This window comes from Cellulomonas gelida (genome assembly GCF_006538725.1).
Lineage (GTDB): Bacteria > Actinomycetota > Actinomycetes > Actinomycetales > Cellulomonadaceae > Cellulomonas > Cellulomonas gelida.
This window is the reverse complement of sequence record NZ_BJLQ01000013.1, coordinates 41,845-58,983: the sequence shown is the minus strand read 5'-3', so window position 1 is coordinate 58,983 and position 17,139 is coordinate 41,845. Positions and strand designations below refer to the sequence as shown.

General features: G+C 74.2%; 13 protein-coding genes and 1 riboswitch. Of the genes, 7 read left to right on the top strand and 6 right to left on the bottom strand.

Features of this window, described 5'->3' with window-relative positions; translation table 11 throughout:
* Nucleotides 1-3: 3 nt before the first annotated feature.
* On the bottom strand, nucleotides 4-591 hold the full coding sequence (locus tag CGE01nite_RS07960; RefSeq protein ID WP_141370106.1) for a pentapeptide repeat-containing protein: 588 nt from the start codon (nucleotides 589-591) through the stop codon (nucleotides 4-6).
* 170 nt (nucleotides 592-761) lie between these two features.
* Here CGE01nite_RS07960 and CGE01nite_RS17500 point away from each other — a divergent pair, with 170 nt between their 5' ends.
* Nucleotides 762-2,003 carry a GNAT family N-acetyltransferase gene (locus CGE01nite_RS17500; RefSeq protein ID WP_307722637.1) on the top strand — a complete coding sequence of 414 codons (1,242 nt, stop codon included), beginning with the start codon at nucleotides 762-764 and terminating at the stop codon, nucleotides 2,001-2,003.
* A gap of 204 nt (nucleotides 2,004-2,207) precedes the next feature.
* On the opposite strand, the gene CGE01nite_RS07940 is transcribed toward CGE01nite_RS17500, so the two are convergent.
* Genes CGE01nite_RS07940 through CGE01nite_RS07930 form a run of 3 tightly spaced genes read right to left on the bottom strand, consistent with a single transcriptional unit; the run spans nucleotide 2,208 to nucleotide 5,813 of the window.
* On the bottom strand, nucleotides 2,208-3,095 hold the full coding sequence (locus CGE01nite_RS07940; protein WP_048342350.1) for a MaoC/PaaZ C-terminal domain-containing protein: 888 nt from the start codon (nucleotides 3,093-3,095) through the stop codon (nucleotides 2,208-2,210).
* The gene (locus CGE01nite_RS07935) at nucleotides 3,092-4,486 is read right to left on the bottom strand and encodes a 3-oxoacyl-ACP reductase (RefSeq protein ID WP_141370104.1); all 1,395 of its coding nucleotides are present in this window, start codon (nucleotides 4,484-4,486) and stop codon (nucleotides 3,092-3,094) included. Before CGE01nite_RS07935 ends, CGE01nite_RS07940 begins: the two co-directional genes overlap by 4 nt.
* A 1-nt stretch (nucleotide 4,487) precedes the next feature.
* Nucleotides 4,488-5,813 (bottom strand): acetyl-CoA C-acetyltransferase, encoded by a 1,326-nt coding sequence (locus CGE01nite_RS07930; protein WP_141370102.1) that lies wholly within the window; start codon nucleotides 5,811-5,813, stop codon nucleotides 4,488-4,490.
* A gap of 110 nt (nucleotides 5,814-5,923) precedes the next feature.
* Between CGE01nite_RS07930 and CGE01nite_RS07925 the strand changes: the two genes are divergently transcribed.
* The 3 genes from CGE01nite_RS07925 (at nucleotide 5,924) to CGE01nite_RS07915 (ending at nucleotide 9,231) form a co-directional block, all read left to right on the top strand.
* Nucleotides 5,924-6,799, top strand: a complete 876-nt coding sequence (locus tag CGE01nite_RS07925) for a TetR/AcrR family transcriptional regulator (protein WP_141370100.1) — start codon at nucleotides 5,924-5,926, stop codon at nucleotides 6,797-6,799.
* A gap of 13 nt (nucleotides 6,800-6,812) precedes the next feature.
* A complete protein-coding gene (locus CGE01nite_RS07920) occupies nucleotides 6,813-8,885 on the top strand; it encodes an acyl-CoA dehydrogenase family protein (RefSeq protein WP_141370098.1) in 2,073 nt (690 codons plus the stop codon).
* 109 nt (nucleotides 8,886-8,994) lie between these two features.
* Nucleotides 8,995-9,231, top strand: coding sequence for a LapA family protein (locus CGE01nite_RS07915; protein ID WP_141370096.1), 237 nt, complete (start codon nucleotides 8,995-8,997; stop codon nucleotides 9,229-9,231).
* Between the two features lie 12 nt (nucleotides 9,232-9,243).
* Here the strand turns inward: CGE01nite_RS07915 and CGE01nite_RS07910 are convergent, their stop codons facing one another.
* Complete coding sequence (locus CGE01nite_RS07910) at nucleotides 9,244-10,137, bottom strand: DUF2599 domain-containing protein (protein WP_141370094.1); 894 nt, start codon at nucleotides 10,135-10,137, stop codon at nucleotides 9,244-9,246.
* A 60-nt stretch (nucleotides 10,138-10,197) separates the two neighbouring features.
* Nucleotides 10,198-11,082: a hypothetical protein gene (locus tag CGE01nite_RS07905; RefSeq protein ID WP_141370092.1), complete on the bottom strand. Its 885-nt coding sequence runs from the start codon at nucleotides 11,080-11,082 to the stop codon at nucleotides 10,198-10,200.
* A gap of 374 nt (nucleotides 11,083-11,456) precedes the next feature.
* Here CGE01nite_RS07905 and purL point away from each other — a divergent pair, with 374 nt between their 5' ends.
* From purL to CGE01nite_RS07890, 3 genes are all read left to right on the top strand, one after another.
* Nucleotides 11,457-13,802, top strand: a complete 2,346-nt coding sequence (gene purL, locus CGE01nite_RS07900; protein WP_048342358.1) for a phosphoribosylformylglycinamidine synthase subunit PurL — start codon at nucleotides 11,457-11,459, stop codon at nucleotides 13,800-13,802.
* A gap of 211 nt (nucleotides 13,803-14,013) precedes the next feature.
* A riboswitch (SAM riboswitch) is annotated at nucleotides 14,014-14,131 on the top strand.
* Nucleotides 14,132-14,569: 438 nt separating this feature from the next.
* Complete coding sequence (locus CGE01nite_RS07895; protein WP_229747498.1) at nucleotides 14,570-15,697, top strand: LLM class flavin-dependent oxidoreductase; 1,128 nt, start codon at nucleotides 14,570-14,572, stop codon at nucleotides 15,695-15,697.
* A 10-nt stretch (nucleotides 15,698-15,707) separates the two neighbouring features.
* On the top strand, nucleotides 15,708-17,087 hold the full coding sequence (locus CGE01nite_RS07890; RefSeq protein WP_141370088.1) for an NtaA/DmoA family FMN-dependent monooxygenase: 1,380 nt from the start codon (nucleotides 15,708-15,710) through the stop codon (nucleotides 17,085-17,087).
* Nucleotides 17,088-17,139 lie beyond the last annotated feature (52 nt).

Sequence of the window (17,139 nt, the reverse complement as noted above, 5' to 3'; positions counted from 1 at the left end):
CGCTCAGCGCACCCGCAGGCCGAGGTGCTCGGCGAGCGCCGGTGCGAGCTCGACCAGCTGCTCCGTGCTGACTGTCGCGCCCGCGAGGCCCGCGACCCCGTCGAGGTGCTGCAGGTCCCGGATGCCGCGCACGTCCGCCTCCTTGAGCGTCGCCCCGGTGACGTCCAGACGCCGCACGCGGCAGTCCTCGAACGTCAGGTGCGTCGCGCGCACGCGCGCCAGGTCGAGCTCGTCGATCACCACACCCGTGAACCGCACGTGCTCGAGCGTCGAGTCGCGCAGGTTGAAATAGTCGACCTTCCCGCCGACGACGTGCACGCGCGTCCATCGCACCGCGTACGCCTGGACCGCGCCGAGCCGGCAGTCGTGCAGTGTCCCGTCCTGCCAGGCCGAGCTCGCGATCCGCAGCGTGGCGGATCGCACGCCCGCCCACGACGTGTCGACGAGGCGGGCGTGCGAGAGGTCCGTGTCGTCGAGCGTGCACTGCTCGAACGCGCAGTCGAGGAACCGTGCCTCGCTCGCGTCCTGCCCGTCGAACCGCTCGCCGCGCAGGGTCAGGCCGTCGTAGTCCCCACCGGGCTCCAGCAGCATGCGCCTACCCTGCCACCACCCGCCGACGCGCCGCGAGCGTCCCACGGGCGTCCCGCAGGGCTGTCCCGCCGAGCGTCCCGCCGAGCCGCCCGTAGCGCCGTCCGCAGAGCCGCGCGCCGAGCGGGGAAATCGTGCGGGCCCGGCGCGCCGGGCGTGGCACGATCGCGCCCGTGCAGCACGACCTCACCCTCGTCGGCCCCGGAGTCCGCCTCGTCCCGCTGGGACCCGAGCACGCCGCCGCGCTCGTGGCGTTCGTCGACGACCGCGTGTGGCGCGGCATGACGACGCCCACGCCGCGCGACGAGGCCGACATGCTCGCCGACGTGACCCGCGCGCTCGAGACGCCCGGCCGGTACGCGTTCGCGGTGCTCGACGACGCGAGCGGCGCCGTGCTGGGCTCGACGTCGCTCTACGACGTGGACCGGCGCCTGGGCCGGCTCGAGGTGGGGCACACGTTCTACGACCCCGCGGTGTGGGGCACGCACGTCAACCCCGCGTGCAAGCTCACGCTGCTCACGCACGCGTTCGAGGAGTGGGGCGTGCACCGGGTGGCGCTGCGGGTGGACGCCCGCAACGCGCGCTCGCTCGCGGCGGTCGCGCGGCTCGGTGCGGTCGAGGAGGGGCGGCTGCGCGGCCACCGCGTGGCGCCGGACGGCTCGCGCGGCGACTCGGTGTACTTCTCGATCCTCGCCGACGAGTGGCCCGCGGCGCGGGCGATGCTGCGGACGCGTCTGGGCCTCGACGGCACGTCCGACGAGCGTGCGGGGTCCGACGAGCGCACCGGGTTCGACGAGCGCACGGGGTTCGACGAGCGCACCGGGTTCGACGAGCGCACGGGGTTCGACGAGCCTGCGGACGTCGACGGGAGCGCGCGGGTCGGCGACGGCGCGCCCGACGAGCGGTCGCACGTCGTGCTGATCGGTGGCCGCTCGGGCGTCGGCAAGACGAGCGTCGCGCACGCGCTCCACGCGCAGCTCGCGGGCGCCGACGTGCGGCACGCCGTGATCGAGGGCGACTACCTGGACCTCGCGCACCCCGCGCCGCACGTCGACCGCCTCGCGGAGCGCAACCTGCGCGCGGTGTGGTCGGCGTACCGGGATCTCGGCTACCGCCGCCTCGTCTACACGAACACCGTGAGCCCGCAGTACGCCGACGACCTCGCGGCCGCGATGGGCGATGCCCCGCGTGTGACCGCGGTGCTCCTCACGGCCGACGACGCCACGGCCCGCGACCGCCTCGCGCAGCGCGAGAGCGGCGCCGAGCTCGACGCGCACGTCGCGCGCAGCGACGCCGCCGCACGCGCGCTCGAGCGCGGCTGCCCGCCCTCGGTGCACCGCGTCGCCACCATCGGCCGCACGCCCGACGAGATCGCCCGCGGCATCGCTGCGCTGGCCGGCTGGCTGCCCGCCTAGTCCGCGTCGACCCCGTGGTTGCTCCGGCTTCGGACCCGGATACCCGGAGCAACGACTGGGTCGTGGTGGGGGAGTCGGACGAGCCTGTGGTTGCTCCGGGCTCGGGCCGGGGTGGCCGGAGTGATGACTGGGTCGTGGTGGGGGAGGCGGGCGAGCCTGTGGTTGCTCCGGCCTCGGGGGCGGGTGGCCGGAGCACGCACTGGGTCAGGGGACGGGGACGACCGAGCCGAGGGCGTGGGGCTTGCCCGTGCGGGGGTGCCAAGCCGCCATCGTGAACGACGAGCCGTCCGCGGTCCGGCGGGTCGCGGTGGCGACGGTCGCCGGCAGCAGGATCGGCTTGACGAAGTCCACGTGCCAGACGAACGCGTCGCCGCGGGCCGGGCCCACGTCGGCGAGCAGGCGCGACGCGGTGTACATCCCGTGCGCGATCGCCTTGTCGTACCCGAGCGCCTTGGCCGTGAGCGCGGACAGGTGGATCGGGTTGCGGTCGCCGGAGACCGCGGCGTACCGGCGGCCGGTGTCGGCGGCGAGCCGCCACTGCCCGGTCGGCAGCGGCGCCACGAACGGCGCGCGCTCGTCGTCGTCCGGCACCAGACCGCCGAGCCGCACGCCCTTGGCGAGGTACGTGGACGTGCCGCGCCAGACGAGCTCGTCGTCGGACGTGACCTCGACGACGAGGTCCACCTGCGTGCCGGTGCGGTGGGGCCGCAACCCGTGCGCGCTCGCGACCACGTCGAGCGTCTCGTCGTACCGGACCGGCCGGTGCTGCTCGACGACGTTCGCGAGGTGCACCATCCCGGCCAGCGGCAGCGGGAAGTCCGCGCGCGCCATGAGCGCGATCGCGACGGGGAACGCGAGCACGTGGACGAACCCCGCGGGCAGGGTGTCGGTCGCGCTCTCGCCGACGAGGCGCTGGAACGCCGTCAGGTGCTCGAGCGTGGGGCGCACGCCGCGCACGCGGTAGGCGACGTCCGGCAGTGACGTGGGCGCGTTGCCGGTCCGACGAGCGAGCGCGAGCCGCCCGGAGGCGCCCGCGCCGCGCACGTACAGCCCGCCGAGCCCGGGGACGGCGGGCAGCTCGACGAGCGTCATGCGCCGACCACGTGCTGGCCGCACACCCGCAACGTGCGCCCGACGATCCCCCCGGCCTGCGGCGAGGACAGGAACGCGACGGCCTCGGCGACGTCGACCGGCTGCCCGCCCTGCTGCAGCGAGTTCATCTGCCGGGCGACCTGGCGCGCGAGCGCGGGCATCTTGGCGGTCATCTCCGTCTCGATGAACCCGGGCGCGACCGCGTTCGCGGTGCCGTCGAACGGCTCGAGCAGCGGTGCGGTCGCGCGGACCATGCCGATCACCCCGCCCTTGGTCGCGGCGTAGTTGGCCTGCCCGCGGTTGCCCGCGAGCCCCGTGGTCGAGGAGATCGAGACGATGCGCGGCGCGTCGGTGAAGTCGCCCGAGGTCAGCAGGGCCTCGTTGATCGCGAGCTGCGCGGCGATGTTCACGGCGATCACCGCGTCCCACTGCGCATCGGTCATGTTGGCGAACAGCTTGTCGCGCGTGATGCCTGCGTTGTGCACGACGACGTCGAGCCGCCCGTGCCGTGCGAGCGCGTGCTCGAGGATCGTGGCGCCCGCGTCGTCGGCGGTGATGTCGAGCTGCAGCGCGGTGCCGCGGATCCCGTTGGCGACCGCCGCCAGCTGCTCGCCCGCGGCGGGGACGTCGACCGCGACGACCGTCGCGCCGTCCCGCGCGAGCGTGCGGGCGATCGCCGCGCCGATGCCGCGTGCCGCGCCGGTCACCACCGCGACGCGTCCGGCGAGCGGGGCGTCCCAGTCGGTCGGCAGCGCACCGGCCTGCGAGTCGACGGCCAAGAGCTGGCCGTGCACGAACGCCGAGCGCGTGGACAGCAGGAAACGCAGCGCCCCGACGACCGAGGCCGCGGTGACGGGCACGCCGTCGGCCAGGACGATCCCGTTGGCCGTGCTGCCGCCCCGCGACTCCTTGGCGATCGTGCGCACCACGGCGTCGATCCCCTGACGGGCGGCGGCCACGGCGGGAGCCGCGTCGTCGGCCGAGCGGGAGATCGTCACGACCCGCCCGCCGCGCGCGAGCTTCTTGAGCGTGCCGGCGACGGCCAGCAGCGGCGCGTGCAGGTCGGACGGGTGGTCGACCTCGGTGAGCACGACGACGACCGCGGCGTACCGCTCGTCGGGCACCGGGTGCCGGTAGACGTCCAGGCCCCAGCCGTCGAGGACCTCGTCGCCCGACGCGTCGGGCGTGGCCGAGGGCGCCGACGGCGAGCCGGACAGGAGCGCCGCGATCGCATCCGCGTCCGCGTCGGGACCCGTGCCGGAGCCCAGTACCAGGACCTTGCCGTCGACGAGCGGCTGCCCGGGTGCCCAGCGCCGCAGCGGTGCCGCGGGCGAGAAGCCGAGGACCCCGGAGAGCTTGGCGGACAGCGTCGTCGTGATCGGGTTCGCCATGTCAGGCCGCCTCGAGGATCGCGGTGAGGCCGAGCCCGCCGGCCGCACAGATGGACACCAGGGCGCGCGGCGTGCCGCCGTCGCGCTGCTTGCGCAGGTGGAGCTCCTTGGCGATGGTCGCCACGATGCGGCCGCCGGTCGCGGCGAACGGGTGGCCCGCGGCGAGCGACGATCCGTGCACGTTGAGCCGGGCGCGGTCGACGGTCCCGAATGCGCCGTCCAGGCCCAGGCGCTCGCGGCCGAACTCGGGCGACTCCCACGCGGCGAGCGTGGACAGCACCGTCGCGGCGAACGCCTCGTGGATCTCGACGTAGGCGAAGTCGTCCAGCGCGAGGCCGTGGCGTGCGAGCAGGCGCGGGACCGCGAACGCGGGCGCCATGAGCAGGCCGTCCTCGCCGTGCACGAAGTCGACCGCGCCGGCCTCGGCGTCGACGACGGCGGCCAGCGGCGTGAGCCCGTGGCTCGCGGCCCACTCGTCGGAGCCGAGCAGCACGGTCGAGGCGCCGTCGGTGAGCGGCGTCGAGTTGCCGGCCGTCATGGTCGCCTCGGCGTCCAGGCGGGTGCCGAACGTCGGGCGCAGCGACGCAAGCTTCTCGAGCGAGCTGTCCTTGCGCAGGTTCCCGTCGATCGTCTGGCCGCGGTACGGCGTGACGAGGTCGTCGAAGAACCCGGCGTCCCACGCGGCCGCGAGCCGCTGGTGGGACGCGAGCGCGAGCTCGTCCTGCGCCTCGCGCGTGATGCCCCACTGCGCGGTCGTCAGCGCCTGGTGCTCACCCATCGACAGGTGCGTGCGCGGCTCGCTCGTCGACGGCGCGACGGGCGCGAGGTCCTTGGGCCGGATGCGGCCGAGCGCCGCGAGCTTCTGGGCGGCGGTCTTGGCGCGCGACAGGTCGAGCAGCGCGCGGCGCAGGCGGTCGGTGACGACGATCGGGGCGTCGGAGGTGGAGTCGACGCCGCCGGAGATCGCGGACTCGAGCTGGCCGAGGCGGATCTTGTTCGACAGGCCGACGAGCGTCTCGAGCCCGGTCGCGCACGCCTGCTGGACGTCGTACGCGGGCGTCGTCGCCGCGAGCGACGAGCCCAGCACGGCCTCCCGCGTGAGGTTGAAGTCGCGGCTGTGCTTGAGCACCGCGCCCGCGGCGACCTCGCCGATGCGTTCGCCCTGCAGCCCGTAGCGGGCGACGAGCCCTTCGAGCGCGGCGGTGAGCATGTCCTGGTTCGAGGCGTGGGCGTAGGCGCCGCCCGAGCGGGCGAACGGGATCCGGTTGCCGCCGAGGACCAGGGCGCGGCGGCGCGCGCTCGTGGGGCCTGTCTTCTTGAGTGCCATCTGCGTGGCGCTCCTCTCGCGTCGTCGCGATCAGCGTCGGACCCGCAGGTCCAGGGACGTTCGTCCCGAAGTGGTGTCCAGAACCCACAGTACCTGATACCTTCAGTTTCGTGAGCCCGATCACACGTGGCCCGTCGACGACGACGGCCACCACCGGCAACGCCGCCGCGACCAGCGCCGGCGCACCCCACGCTGCGCGCGACCTACGACGTGACGAGCCCCGCCGCGACGACCCCCGACGCGACGACCCATTCGTCGTCGACGGCCGCTCCGCACGCTGGGCGGACCACCGCGAGGCCCGCCGCGCCGAACTCGTCCGCGTCGCGCGTCGCACGGTCCACCACAAGGGTCCCGACGTCTCCATGGAGGAGATCGCGACGGCCGCCGGCACGTCGAAGTCGATCGTCTACCGCTACTTCTCGGACAAGACCGGGCTGCAGATCGCGGTCGCCGAGGCCGTCGTGCTGCAGATCCAGGGCGCGCTCGAGGGCGTGCTGCGCGTCGCGCCCACGCCGCGCGACGGCCTGCGCGCGATGGTCGCGGTCTACCTCGAGATGATCGAGTCCTCGCCGAACGTGTACGCGTTCGTGACGCGCGACGGCTCGGTCGAGTCCGGCGGTCCGCTCGGCCACTTCCTCGACTCGGTCACGCACCTGGTCGCGCTGCCGTTCGCGCGCGAGCTGGGAGAGCACGACGCGCCCGCGCCCACGGTGGCGCACGACGACATGGCGCACGACGACATGGCGCACGACGAGGCCGCCGACGCCGCGAAGGCCGCGCGCGACTCGCTCGCCGAGGTGTGGGCCGCCGGGGCCGTGGGCTTCGTGCGCGGCTCGGGCGAGTGGTGGATGGCGCACCGCGGCGAGCCCGGCACGCCCGACCGCGCCACCTTGACCGCACAGGTCGCCGCCTGGCTCTGGGCCGGCCCGGTCGGCCTGCTCGCCCGTGAACGCACCAGCACGCGTACCGCGTGGGAGATCCGATGACCCGGGAGACCCGATGACCACCACCACCGCGACCGACCAGCGCGGCCACGAAGGCCGTTCGCCCGCCCTGTCCGTGCACGAGGACCCGCGCATCGACGTCGCTGCGCTGACCGACCAGCTGCTCGGCCCCTACGCGCAGCTGCGCCGGGAGGCCCGCGCGGTCGCCGGCAGCCCCGAGTTCCACAAGATCGAGGGTCTGCCGCTCGCCGAGCACCGCGAGCGCGTCCTGCACCAGCTGCGCGAGCTCGTCGCGAAGCACGACGTGCTGCGCGCGTTCCCCACCCGGCTGGGCGGCGCCGACGACCACGGCGGCAGCCTGTCGCGGTTCGAGGAGCTCGTCGCGGGTGACCCGTCGCTGCAGATCAAGGCCGGCGTGCAGTGGGGCCTGTTCGCGAGCGCGATCCTGCACCTGGGCACCGAGCACCACCACGACGCGTTCCTGCCGGACGCGATGTCGGTCGAGGTGCCCGGCGCGTTCGCGATGACGGAGACGGGGCACGGCTCGGACGTCGCGTCGATCGGCACGACCGCCGAGTACGACCGCGAGACGCAGGAGTTCGTCATCCACACGCCGTTCCGTGCGGCGTGGAAGGAGTACCTCGGCAACGCGGCCCTGCACGGCACCGCGGCCGTCGTGTTCGCCCAGCTCGTCACGGCGCCCGAGGGCGGTCAGCGCGTCAACCACGGCGTGCACGCGTTCTACGTCCCGATCCGCAACCCCGCCACGGGCGAGTTCCTGCCGGGCGTCGGCGGCGAGGACGACGGCCTCAAGGGCGGCCTCAACGGCATCGACAACGGCCGCCTGCACTTCGACCACGTGCGCGTCCCGCGGACCAACCTGCTCAACCGGTACGGCGACGTCGCCCCCGACGGCACGTACTCCTCGCCCATCAAGAGCCCCGGTCGCCGGTTCTTCACCATGCTCGGCACGCTCGTGCAGGGCCGCGTCTCACTCGACGGTGCCGCGGTCAACGCGAGCAAGCTCGCGCTCGCGATCGCGGTCCGCTACGCCAACGAGCGCCGCCAGTTCGCCGGTGCGGGCGAGGACGAGGTCGTCCTGCTCGACTACCAGCGCCACCAGCGCCGCCTGCTCCCGCTGCTCGCCCAGACGTACGCGTCGACGTTCGCGCACGAGGAGCTGCTCGCCGCGTTCGACGAGGTCTTCTCCGGCCGGGGTGACACGCCCGAGGGTCGCGAGGACCTCGAGACGCTCGCCGCCGCACTCAAGCCCACCTCGACGTGGAACGCGATGACGACGATCCAGGAGTGCCGCGAGGCGTGCGGCGGGGCGGGCTTCATCGCCGAGAACCGCCTCGTCGGGCTGCACCAGGACCTGGACGTCTACGTGACGTTCGAGGGCGACAACACCGTCCTGTACCAGCTCGTCGGCAAGCGCCTGCTCGGCGACTACGCCAAGGCCCTCAAGGCCGGTGGCGCGGGCGACGTCGCGCGGTTCGTCGCCGACCGTGCCGTGCACCGCACGCCGCTCGTGCGCGCGGTCCAGACCATCGCCGACGTGGGCGACGCGCGCCGCTCCGCGGGCCAGCTGCGCGACGTCGAGACGCAGCGCGAGCTGCTCACCGACCGCGTCGAGGTCATGGTCGCCGAGCTCGCGGCCGCGCTGCGCCCTGCCGGCAAGCTCCCGCCCGCCGAGGCCGCCGCGCTCGTCAACGCCCACCAGCACGAGCTCATCGAGGCCGCCCAGGCGCACGCCGAGCGCGTGCAGTGGGAGGCCTTCACGCGCGGCGTGCAGGCGGCCACGGACCCCGGCACCAAGCAGGTCCTGACGTGGCTGCGCGACCTGTTCGGGCTCACGCTCGTCGAGCGGCACCTCGCGTGGTACCTCGTCAACGGTCGGCTCTCGGCCGGCCGTGCGCGCACGGTGTCGTCGTACATCGACCGTCTTCTGGTGCGGCTGCGGCCGCACGCGCAGGACCTGGTCGACGCGTTCGGCTTCGGTCCCGAGCACCTGCGCGCGCCGATCGCGTCGGGCGCCGAGGCCGAGCGGCAGCAGGAGGCGCGGGCGTACTACCGCGCGGAGCGCGCCGCCGGACGCCTGCCCGTCCCGGAGAAGCACCTGCGCTGAGGGCCGACGCGGGCCGCCCGGGCCCGCGTCCGCCCTGGCAGGTCAGGCGCCACCGCGGCAGGATGGCCGCAGGGGGCGGCGTGCGACCGCCCGGACCACTGGAGGTCCGATGTCCGCGGGACAGCAACCGGTCGAGAGCAAGCCCGTCCCCTGGCGCCCGATCCTGGGGCTCGTCGTGCTCGCGGCGGCGCTCGTGCTGATCTTCCAGAACGCCGACGAGTACCCCGTCCACCTGTTCTGGACGTCCGTGACGATGCCGCTGTGGATCCTGCTGGCGATCACGTTCGTGCTCGGGGTGGTCGTCGGCTGGATGCTCAAGACGCGACGCGCGCGGCGCAACCGCTGACCGGTTCCCGGCTCAGGTCGGGTTGCACCGGGTCGCGATCATCTCGAACGGGTCCACGTCGGGACGCCACGGCTCGAGGTTCCACGTGGCCTTCGAACGTGCGCCGAGCTGGTGGCACGCGAGCTGCGCGAGCATGCTCGCCGAGCCGGCCTCGGCGTCCGCCGCCTCGAGCTGGGCGGCCGCGAGCTCCTCGGCCGCGTGGCCGCCCGCGCGGGTCCAGTCGGCGGGCGTGACCGCGAGCGAGCGCCCGCCCTCACGCTCGCCCCAGGCCAGGTCGAGGATCGCGCGCGCGGTGAACCACAGGCCCGTCGGCTGGGCCCGCGCGGTCAGGACTGCCGCATCGCCGTGCGCCTCGAGCCGGCCTGACGGGTCCGCCCGCAGCCCCGCGACCGGGACGTCGCCGTCGAGCACGAGCGCGGTGCCGTCGGGCAGCACGTCGAGGCGCAACGGAGCGGGCGCCGCGACGACGAGGGACGTCCCGGCTCCGTCCGTCGTGTCACGCTCGGCAGCGTTGCTGTGCGCCGCCGTGGGTACCGCGGTAGGCACTGCGGCGAGAGCGGCAGTGGGGCCACCGGTCGGTGCGGCGAGGTCCACCCGGACGCTGCCGTCCTCGAGCGCGCGTGGCGTGCTCGGTGCGAGCACCAGCACCGTCACGCCCTGCGACGTGATCGGCACGCCGTCGCGCAGCGCCGCGGCGGCGAGGTCAGGCTCCGCGTCCGGGGTGCCGGGTGACGACGCACCTGCCGACGGCTCGGCGGTCGAGGCGCCGGTGCTCGGGTCACGCGACGTCGACGGGCGGTCCGTCCCGGGTGCGCACCCGCTCGTCGTGACCGCGACGGCGAGCCCGATGCCGAGCAGCCCGACGACGAGCGTGCGCCCCGTCACGGAGCGGGCTGCGGCGGGCATGGCCCGACCGTAGCCCGCCCGGGCGGCCCGGAGCTCGACCAGCGAGCTCCGGGCGCGCACTCAGCCGCGGTGGGCGGGCAGGTGCCGGCGGCGGACGTGGATCATGCGCAGGGTGATGCCCGCGACCAGCGCGGTGAGCGCGAACGCGAACCCGGGCAGCAGCGAGTCGGAGCCGGTCACGGCGAGCGGGGGCTCGTCCTCGCCCTCGACGAGGACCTCGGAGTCGATGCTCGGGGTCGGCGTCGGCTCGGGGCCGGCGACCTCACCCTCGTCGTCCCCCGGGGTCGTGGGCTCGGGCGACGGGGCCGGCGTCTCCTCGTCGGACGGCACGGGGGGCACGGCCGGCGTCGTCGTGGGCTGGGGAGCGGGCGTCGACTCGACGGGCTCGGGTGCCGGGGGCGGGGTCTGCGACGGCTCGGGCTCGGGCGACCGCGTCGGCTCCGGGCTGGGCTCCTGCGTGGGCGGCGGCGTCGGCGTCACGGTCGGTGTGGGCGACGGCTCGGGCTCGGGCGACTCCGAGGGGGACGGGCTCGGCGTGGGGTACGGGTTCGGCTTCGGCTTGCACGTCGTGTTGCAGACGGGCTTCTGGCCGCCCTCGCCGAAGTGCTCGTCGTACCCGCTCACCTGCACCCACGTGATGCACGAACCCTGGGGGACGCCGACGAGCTCCCACCGCACCGTGCTCTTCCCGACGAGCGCGGCGCTCGACCGGCCGGGCTCGATGTGGATGTTGGCCGAGCCGTCACGGCCGTGCTTGGTGTAGCGCACGTTGACGTGGTCGTGGACGTCGAACGTGTCACCGACGGGGAGCGTGAGAGCCTCGGGGGAGACGTCGTAGGGGATGGGCGCGTCCGAGCCGCCGGCCGTGGCGCTCGCGGAGCTCGCGAGCAGCAGGAGGCCGGACAGGGCGGGGACGGCAACGGCGGCGACGGCGCGGCGGAGCATCAGACCTCGAATCCTCGACAAAACGGGCTAAACGGGCATCCAGCCGCGCCAGACCTTAGGGCTGATCAGGCAAAACGCACAATTGCCTCACCGGCGTGTCGGCCGCGAAACGCCGGTGAGGCAACTGTCGTCACCCGAAGGGCGGAACGACACGTGTCACCCCTTGGTGGCCTGCGGTGGGACCGCCCTGGCCCGCCGCGCGCTCGCCGCCGGCCCGTCTCGCGCCGCGCCCGCCTCGTCGCGCGCCCCGGTCGCGGGCCTGGACAGCCGTTCGGGCGGCCGCGGAGCGTCGCTATCCTGGGCCCGTCCGCCGACGACGGCCGTGCGTCCTGCCGACCAGCGCAGGCCGCGAGCGATCTCGCCCAAGGGAACCGATGACCTCCGCACCCGCGCGCCCCAGCAGCGACCAGCACTACGACACGGTCGAGGGCGCCGCCGCGACCCCCGACCTCGCGCAGCCGTACGCCGAGCTCGGGCTCAAGCCCGACGAGTACCAGCGCATCCGCGACATCCTCGGGCGGCGCCCCACGGCCGCGGAGCTGGCCATGTACTCGGTCATGTGGTCCGAGCACTGCTCGTACAAGTCCTCCAAGACGCACCTGCGGCAGTTCGGCGACAAGACGACGCCGGCCATGAAGGAGCACCTGCTCGTCGGGATCGGCGAGAACGCGGGCGTCGTGGACATCGGCGACGGCTGGGCGGTCACGTTCAAGGTCGAGTCGCACAACCACCCGTCGTACGTCGAGCCGTACCAGGGTGCCGCCACGGGCGTCGGCGGGATCGTGCGCGACATCATCTCGATGGGCGCGCGCCCGGTCGCGGTCATGGACCAGCTGCGCTTCGGCGCGATCGACCACCCGGACACCGCCCGCGTGGTGCACGGCGTGGTCGCGGGCGTCGGGGGCTACGGCAACTCGCTCGGCCTGCCGAACATCGGCGGCGAGCTCGTGTTCGACCCCAGCTACCAGGGCAACCCGCTCGTCAACGCGCTGTGCCTGGGTGTGCTGCGGCACGAGGACATCCACCTGGCCAACGCCTCGGGCACGGGCAACAAGGTCGTGCTGTTCGGCGCGCGCACCGGCGGTGACGGCATCGGCGGTGCGTCGATCCTCGCGAGCGAGACCTTCGACGACACCAAGCCGTCCAAGCGGCCCTCGGTGCAGGTCGGCGACCCGTTCATGGAGAAGGTGCTCATCGAGTGCTGCCTCGAGCTGTACGCCGCGCGCGTCGTCGAGGGCATCCAGGACCTGGGTGCGGCCGGCATCTCGTGCGCGACGTCCGAGCTCGCGTCCAACGGTGACGGCGGCATGCACGTCGACCTCGAGAACGTGCTGCTGCGCGACCCCACCCTGACGGCCGGCGAGATCCTCATGTCGGAGTCGCAGGAGCGCATGATGGCGGTCGTCACGCCCGCCAAGCTGGACGAGTTCCTCGCGATCACCGCGAAGTGGGACGTCGAGACGGCGATCATCGGCGAGGTCACGGGCACGGGTCGCCTGACGATCGACCACCACGGCCACCGCATCGTCGACGTCGACCCGAAGACCGTCGCGCACGAGGGTCCGGTGTACGACCGCCCGTACGCGCGTCCCGCGTGGCAGGACGGCCTGAACGCGGACACGTCCGCGTCGCTCGCGCGTCCGACGAGCCCCGACGAGCTGCGCGCGACCGCGCTGCGGCTGCTCGGCTCGCCCAACCTGGCCTCGAAGTCGTGGGTGACCAAGCAGTACGACCGCTTCGTGCAGGGCAACACGGCGCTCGCGCAGCCCGACGACTCGGGGGTCGTGCGCGTCGACGAGACCACGGGTCTCGGCGTCGCTCTCGCGACCGACGCCAACGGCCGCTACGGCAAGCTCGACCCGTACACGGGCGCGCAGCTCGCGCTCGCGGAGGCGTACCGCAACGTCGCGACGACGGGCGCTCGCCCGCTCGCGGTGACCGACTGCCTCAACTTCGGCAGCCCCGAGCACCCCGACTCGATGTGGCAGCTCGTCGAGGCGATCCGCGGCCTGGCCGACGCGTGCCAGGTGCTCGAGGTCCCGGTGACCGGCGGCAACGTCTCGCTGTACAACGGCACGGGCGAGCCCGGCCTGATCGACTCGGCGATCCACCCGACGCCCGTCGTCGGCGTGCTGGGCGTGCTCGACGACGTGGCCGCCGCGGTGCCCTCGGGCTGGACCGCGCCCGGCATCGCGGTCTACCTGCTCGGCACGACGCGCGCCGAGCTCGACGGCTCCGCGTGGGCCGACGTCGTGCACGACCACCTCGGCGGCCTGCCGCCCGCGGTCGACCTGGCGGCCGAGCGTCGTCTCGGCGCGGTGCTGCAGAACGCGGCGCGCGACGACCTGGTGGACGCCGCGCACGACCTGTCGGAGGGCGGTCTGGTCCAGGCGCTGCTCGAGTCCTCGCTGCGGTTCGGCGTGGGCGTGCGCGTCTCGCTCGACGCGCTGTGCGAGCGCGACGGCGTCACGCCGTTCGAGGCGCTGTTCTCGGAGTCCACGGCGCGTGCGCTGGTCGCCGTGCCGCGCTCGGAGGAGGTGCGCTTCGCCGACCTGTGCGTCGCGCGCGGCGTGCCGGCACTCAAGCTGGGCCAGACGGCCGACGTCGCGACGGGCGACGAGGAGGCGGGCCCCGCCGTCGAGGTCGAGGGCCTGTTCACGATCCCGCTGGCCGAGGCCGGCGAGGTCTTCGAGGCGACGCTCCCGCGCCACTTCGGCTGACCACCCCTGCTCGGACGAAGCCCGCGGTGCCGCTCGGTGCGGCCCGCGGGCTTCGTCGTCCCTGCGCGCGTCAGGGTCGTGCGGGGTCGCCCGACGATAACCCGACTTATTCAGTCCAGATTGTGGGACCGACGGGATGCGCCGTTGACTCCGTCCGGCCCCACCCCTAATTTCTGACCAGCGCAGTCCGGATTGTCGGTCTGCGGACAGAGGTCATGAGCTCCGACGCGTAGCCCCGGCTGGTCGGACGGCAACCCTCCCGCGCGGCGGGGTGCCCCGGGTGAGGACCTGGCTCGAGCGGCACCCGCCGTCCGAGCAACGCGCCAGACCCCGGACAGGGGACGAAGGAGACCGCACGCATGAGCACGAGGAGCCTGACCGCGGACGTCCGCGCCACGCACCTGTGCACGCGCTGTCGCGTCATGTGCGCCGCCGAGAGCTGTCGCTGAGACGACGTCCCGCGCACCGGGGCCCGCGGGCCACACCGCTCGTCGCCGGCGCTGACCGGCGCTGACTGGCGCCGTCCTCCCGGACCGCGCCCGTCTGGGCGGGCCACGCCGGCGCCGGCGACCTTCCCACCCACCACCTGACGGCCCCAGCCGTCCGGTCCTGCGCGCGTGCGCCGACCGCGGCGTCCTCGCCGACGGCAGGCGGGCCCGCGGCACGCCACGGACCACCGATCACCCGCCGCGCACGCGGCCTCGAGATGGAGCCCTTCGATGTCCCAGCACTCCCACCCTCGCTCGCGCTCGGACCGCACTCGGTCGGTGCATCTGGGCGTCGACCTCACCGACGCCGGTGCGCACCCCGCCGCCTGGCGCACGCTCGGCTCGCAGGCGCAGCGGCTGTTCGACGCGCAGCGCCTGGACGCCCTCGTCGCGACCGCGCAGCGCGGCCTGCTCGACCTCGTCGCGTTCGACGACGCGTTCTCGCTGCAGCCCGTGACCCGCCACGGCGTGCAGGGACGGCTCGACGCCGCGCTCGTCGCCTCGCGCCTGGCGCCCCGCTCGGCGGGCATCGGTCTGGTGCCGACGATCGACACGACGCACACCGAGCCGTTCCACGTCTCGAAGGCGGTCGCGACGATCGACCACGTCAGCAGGGGGCGCGCCGCGTGGCAGGTCGGCTGGTCGACGACGCAGCAGGCGACGGACGCGTTCGGGCGCAAGGCCGCGCAGGACGAGGTCGACGCGATCGACGAGGCGGGCGAGGTGATCGACGTCGTCGGCCGGCTGTGGGACTCGTGGGAGGACGACGCGGAGATCCGCGACCGGGCCACGAGCCGGTTCGTGGACCGCGACAAGCTGCACCACGTCGACTACGAGGGCATCCGGTTCGCGGTCAAGGGTCCGTCGATCACGCCGCGACCGCCGCAGGGCCGGCCGCCGGTCGTGGTGACGGCGACGAGCGACGAGGCGCTCGCGTTGGCCGCGCGCCGGGCCGACGTGGTGCGCCTGCGCGCGACGAGCCTCGACGACGCGCTCGCCCAGCGCGCGCGGCTGGACGACCTGGCGGGCGACGCGGGCCGCAGCACCGACGAGGTGCGCGTGCTCGTCGACACGTACGTCGTCCTGGCCGACGACGAGTCGAGCGCGCGTGCGCGCCTCGAGCTGCTCGACGACCTCGAGCCGTCGTCGTGGGCGACGGACTCGCTCGTGCACGTGGGGACGGCCGGTGCGCTGGCCGAGACGATCGAGACGTGGGTCGCGGCGGGTGCCGTCGACGGCTTCCACGTGCGGCCGTCGTCGCTGTCCACCGACCTCGACGTGCTTGTCCACCGGGTCGTGCCGATCCTGCAGAGCGCAGGACTGTTCCGCACCGCCTACCCGGGTCGCACGCTGCGCGACACGCTCGGTCTGACGCGTCCCGCCAACGTGTTCGCCGCGACGGCCTGAGGGCGGGGCCATGACGACGCGACCGCGCAAGCAGATCCACCTGGGCATCCACTTCCCGGGGGTCAACAGCACGACCGTCTGGAGCGACCCGGACTCGGGTAGCCAGATCGACTTCGACTCGTTCGAGCACCTCGCGACGCGCGCCGAGGCCGCCAAGCTCGACTTCTTCTTCCTCGCCGAGGGTCTGCGCCTGCGCGAGCACAAAGGGCGTATCCACGACCTCGACGTCGTCGGCCGGCCCGACACCCTCCCGGTGCTCGCGGCGATCGCGGCGGTCACCGAGCGCATCGGGCTCGCGGGGACGATCAACACGACGTTCAACGAGCCGTGGGAGCTCGCGCGGCAGTTCGCGACGCTCGACCTGCTCTCCGGTGGTCGCGCCGCGTGGAACCTGGTGACGAGCCCGGACGCGTTCACGGGCGAGAACTTCCGGCGTGGCGGGTACCTCCCGTACGCCGAGCGGTACGAGCGCGCCGCGGAGGTCGTGCGGGTCGCCCGCGCCCTGTGGGACTCGTGGGACGACCACGCGGTGCTCGCGGACACGGCGACCGGCCGGTTCCTGCGCGACGCCGGCGTGCGTGAGGTGGTGCACGACGGCACGCACGCGCAGGTCCGGGGGACGTTCACGACGCCGCGCGGGCCGCAGGGTCATCCGGTGCTGTTCCAGGCGGGCGACTCGGCGCAGGGCCGGGACTTCGCGGCACGCACCGCGGACGTCATCTTCTCGATGCACTCGACGTTCGAGGCGGGCCGTGCGTTCTACGACGACGTGCAGGCGCACCTCGTCGCGAACGGCCGCAACCGTGGGGACCTGAAGATCCTCCCGGCGACGACGGTCGTCATCGGCCAGACGCCCGACGAGGCGCACGAGCGCGCCGAGCACATCCGGCGGCAGCAGGTCTCCGGCCCGACCGCGATCGCGTTCCTCGAGCAGGTGTGGGGCCGTGACCTGACGGCCTACGACCCGGACGGCCCGCTGCCGGAGGTCGACCCCGACGTCGAGAACATCTCGATCACGCGCGGTCGGGTGCGCCACACTACCGACCCGCTCGCGGTCGCCCGCGCGTGGCGTGAGCAGGCCGAGGCGAACCGCTGGTCGATCCGCGACCTCGTGATCCGCACGACGACCCGCGGCTCGTTCGTCGGAACGGCGCAGCAGGTGGCCGACGACCTGGACAGGCACGTCCAGGAGGACGCCTCGGACGGCTTCATCCTCGTCCCGCACCTGACGCCGCACGGTCTCGACGACGTGCTCGACCAGGTGATCCCGCTGCTGCAGGAGCGCGGCTCGTTCCGCTCCGACTACACCGGCCCGACCCTGCGCGACCACCTGGGCCTGGCCCGCCCCGATCCGGCGTCGCAGCACGCGGCGGCCGAGCTCACCGCCTGACCGGACCAGCGCTCTGCCCGTTCATCCCCCGGCCTTCGGGCCCCTCGAGAGG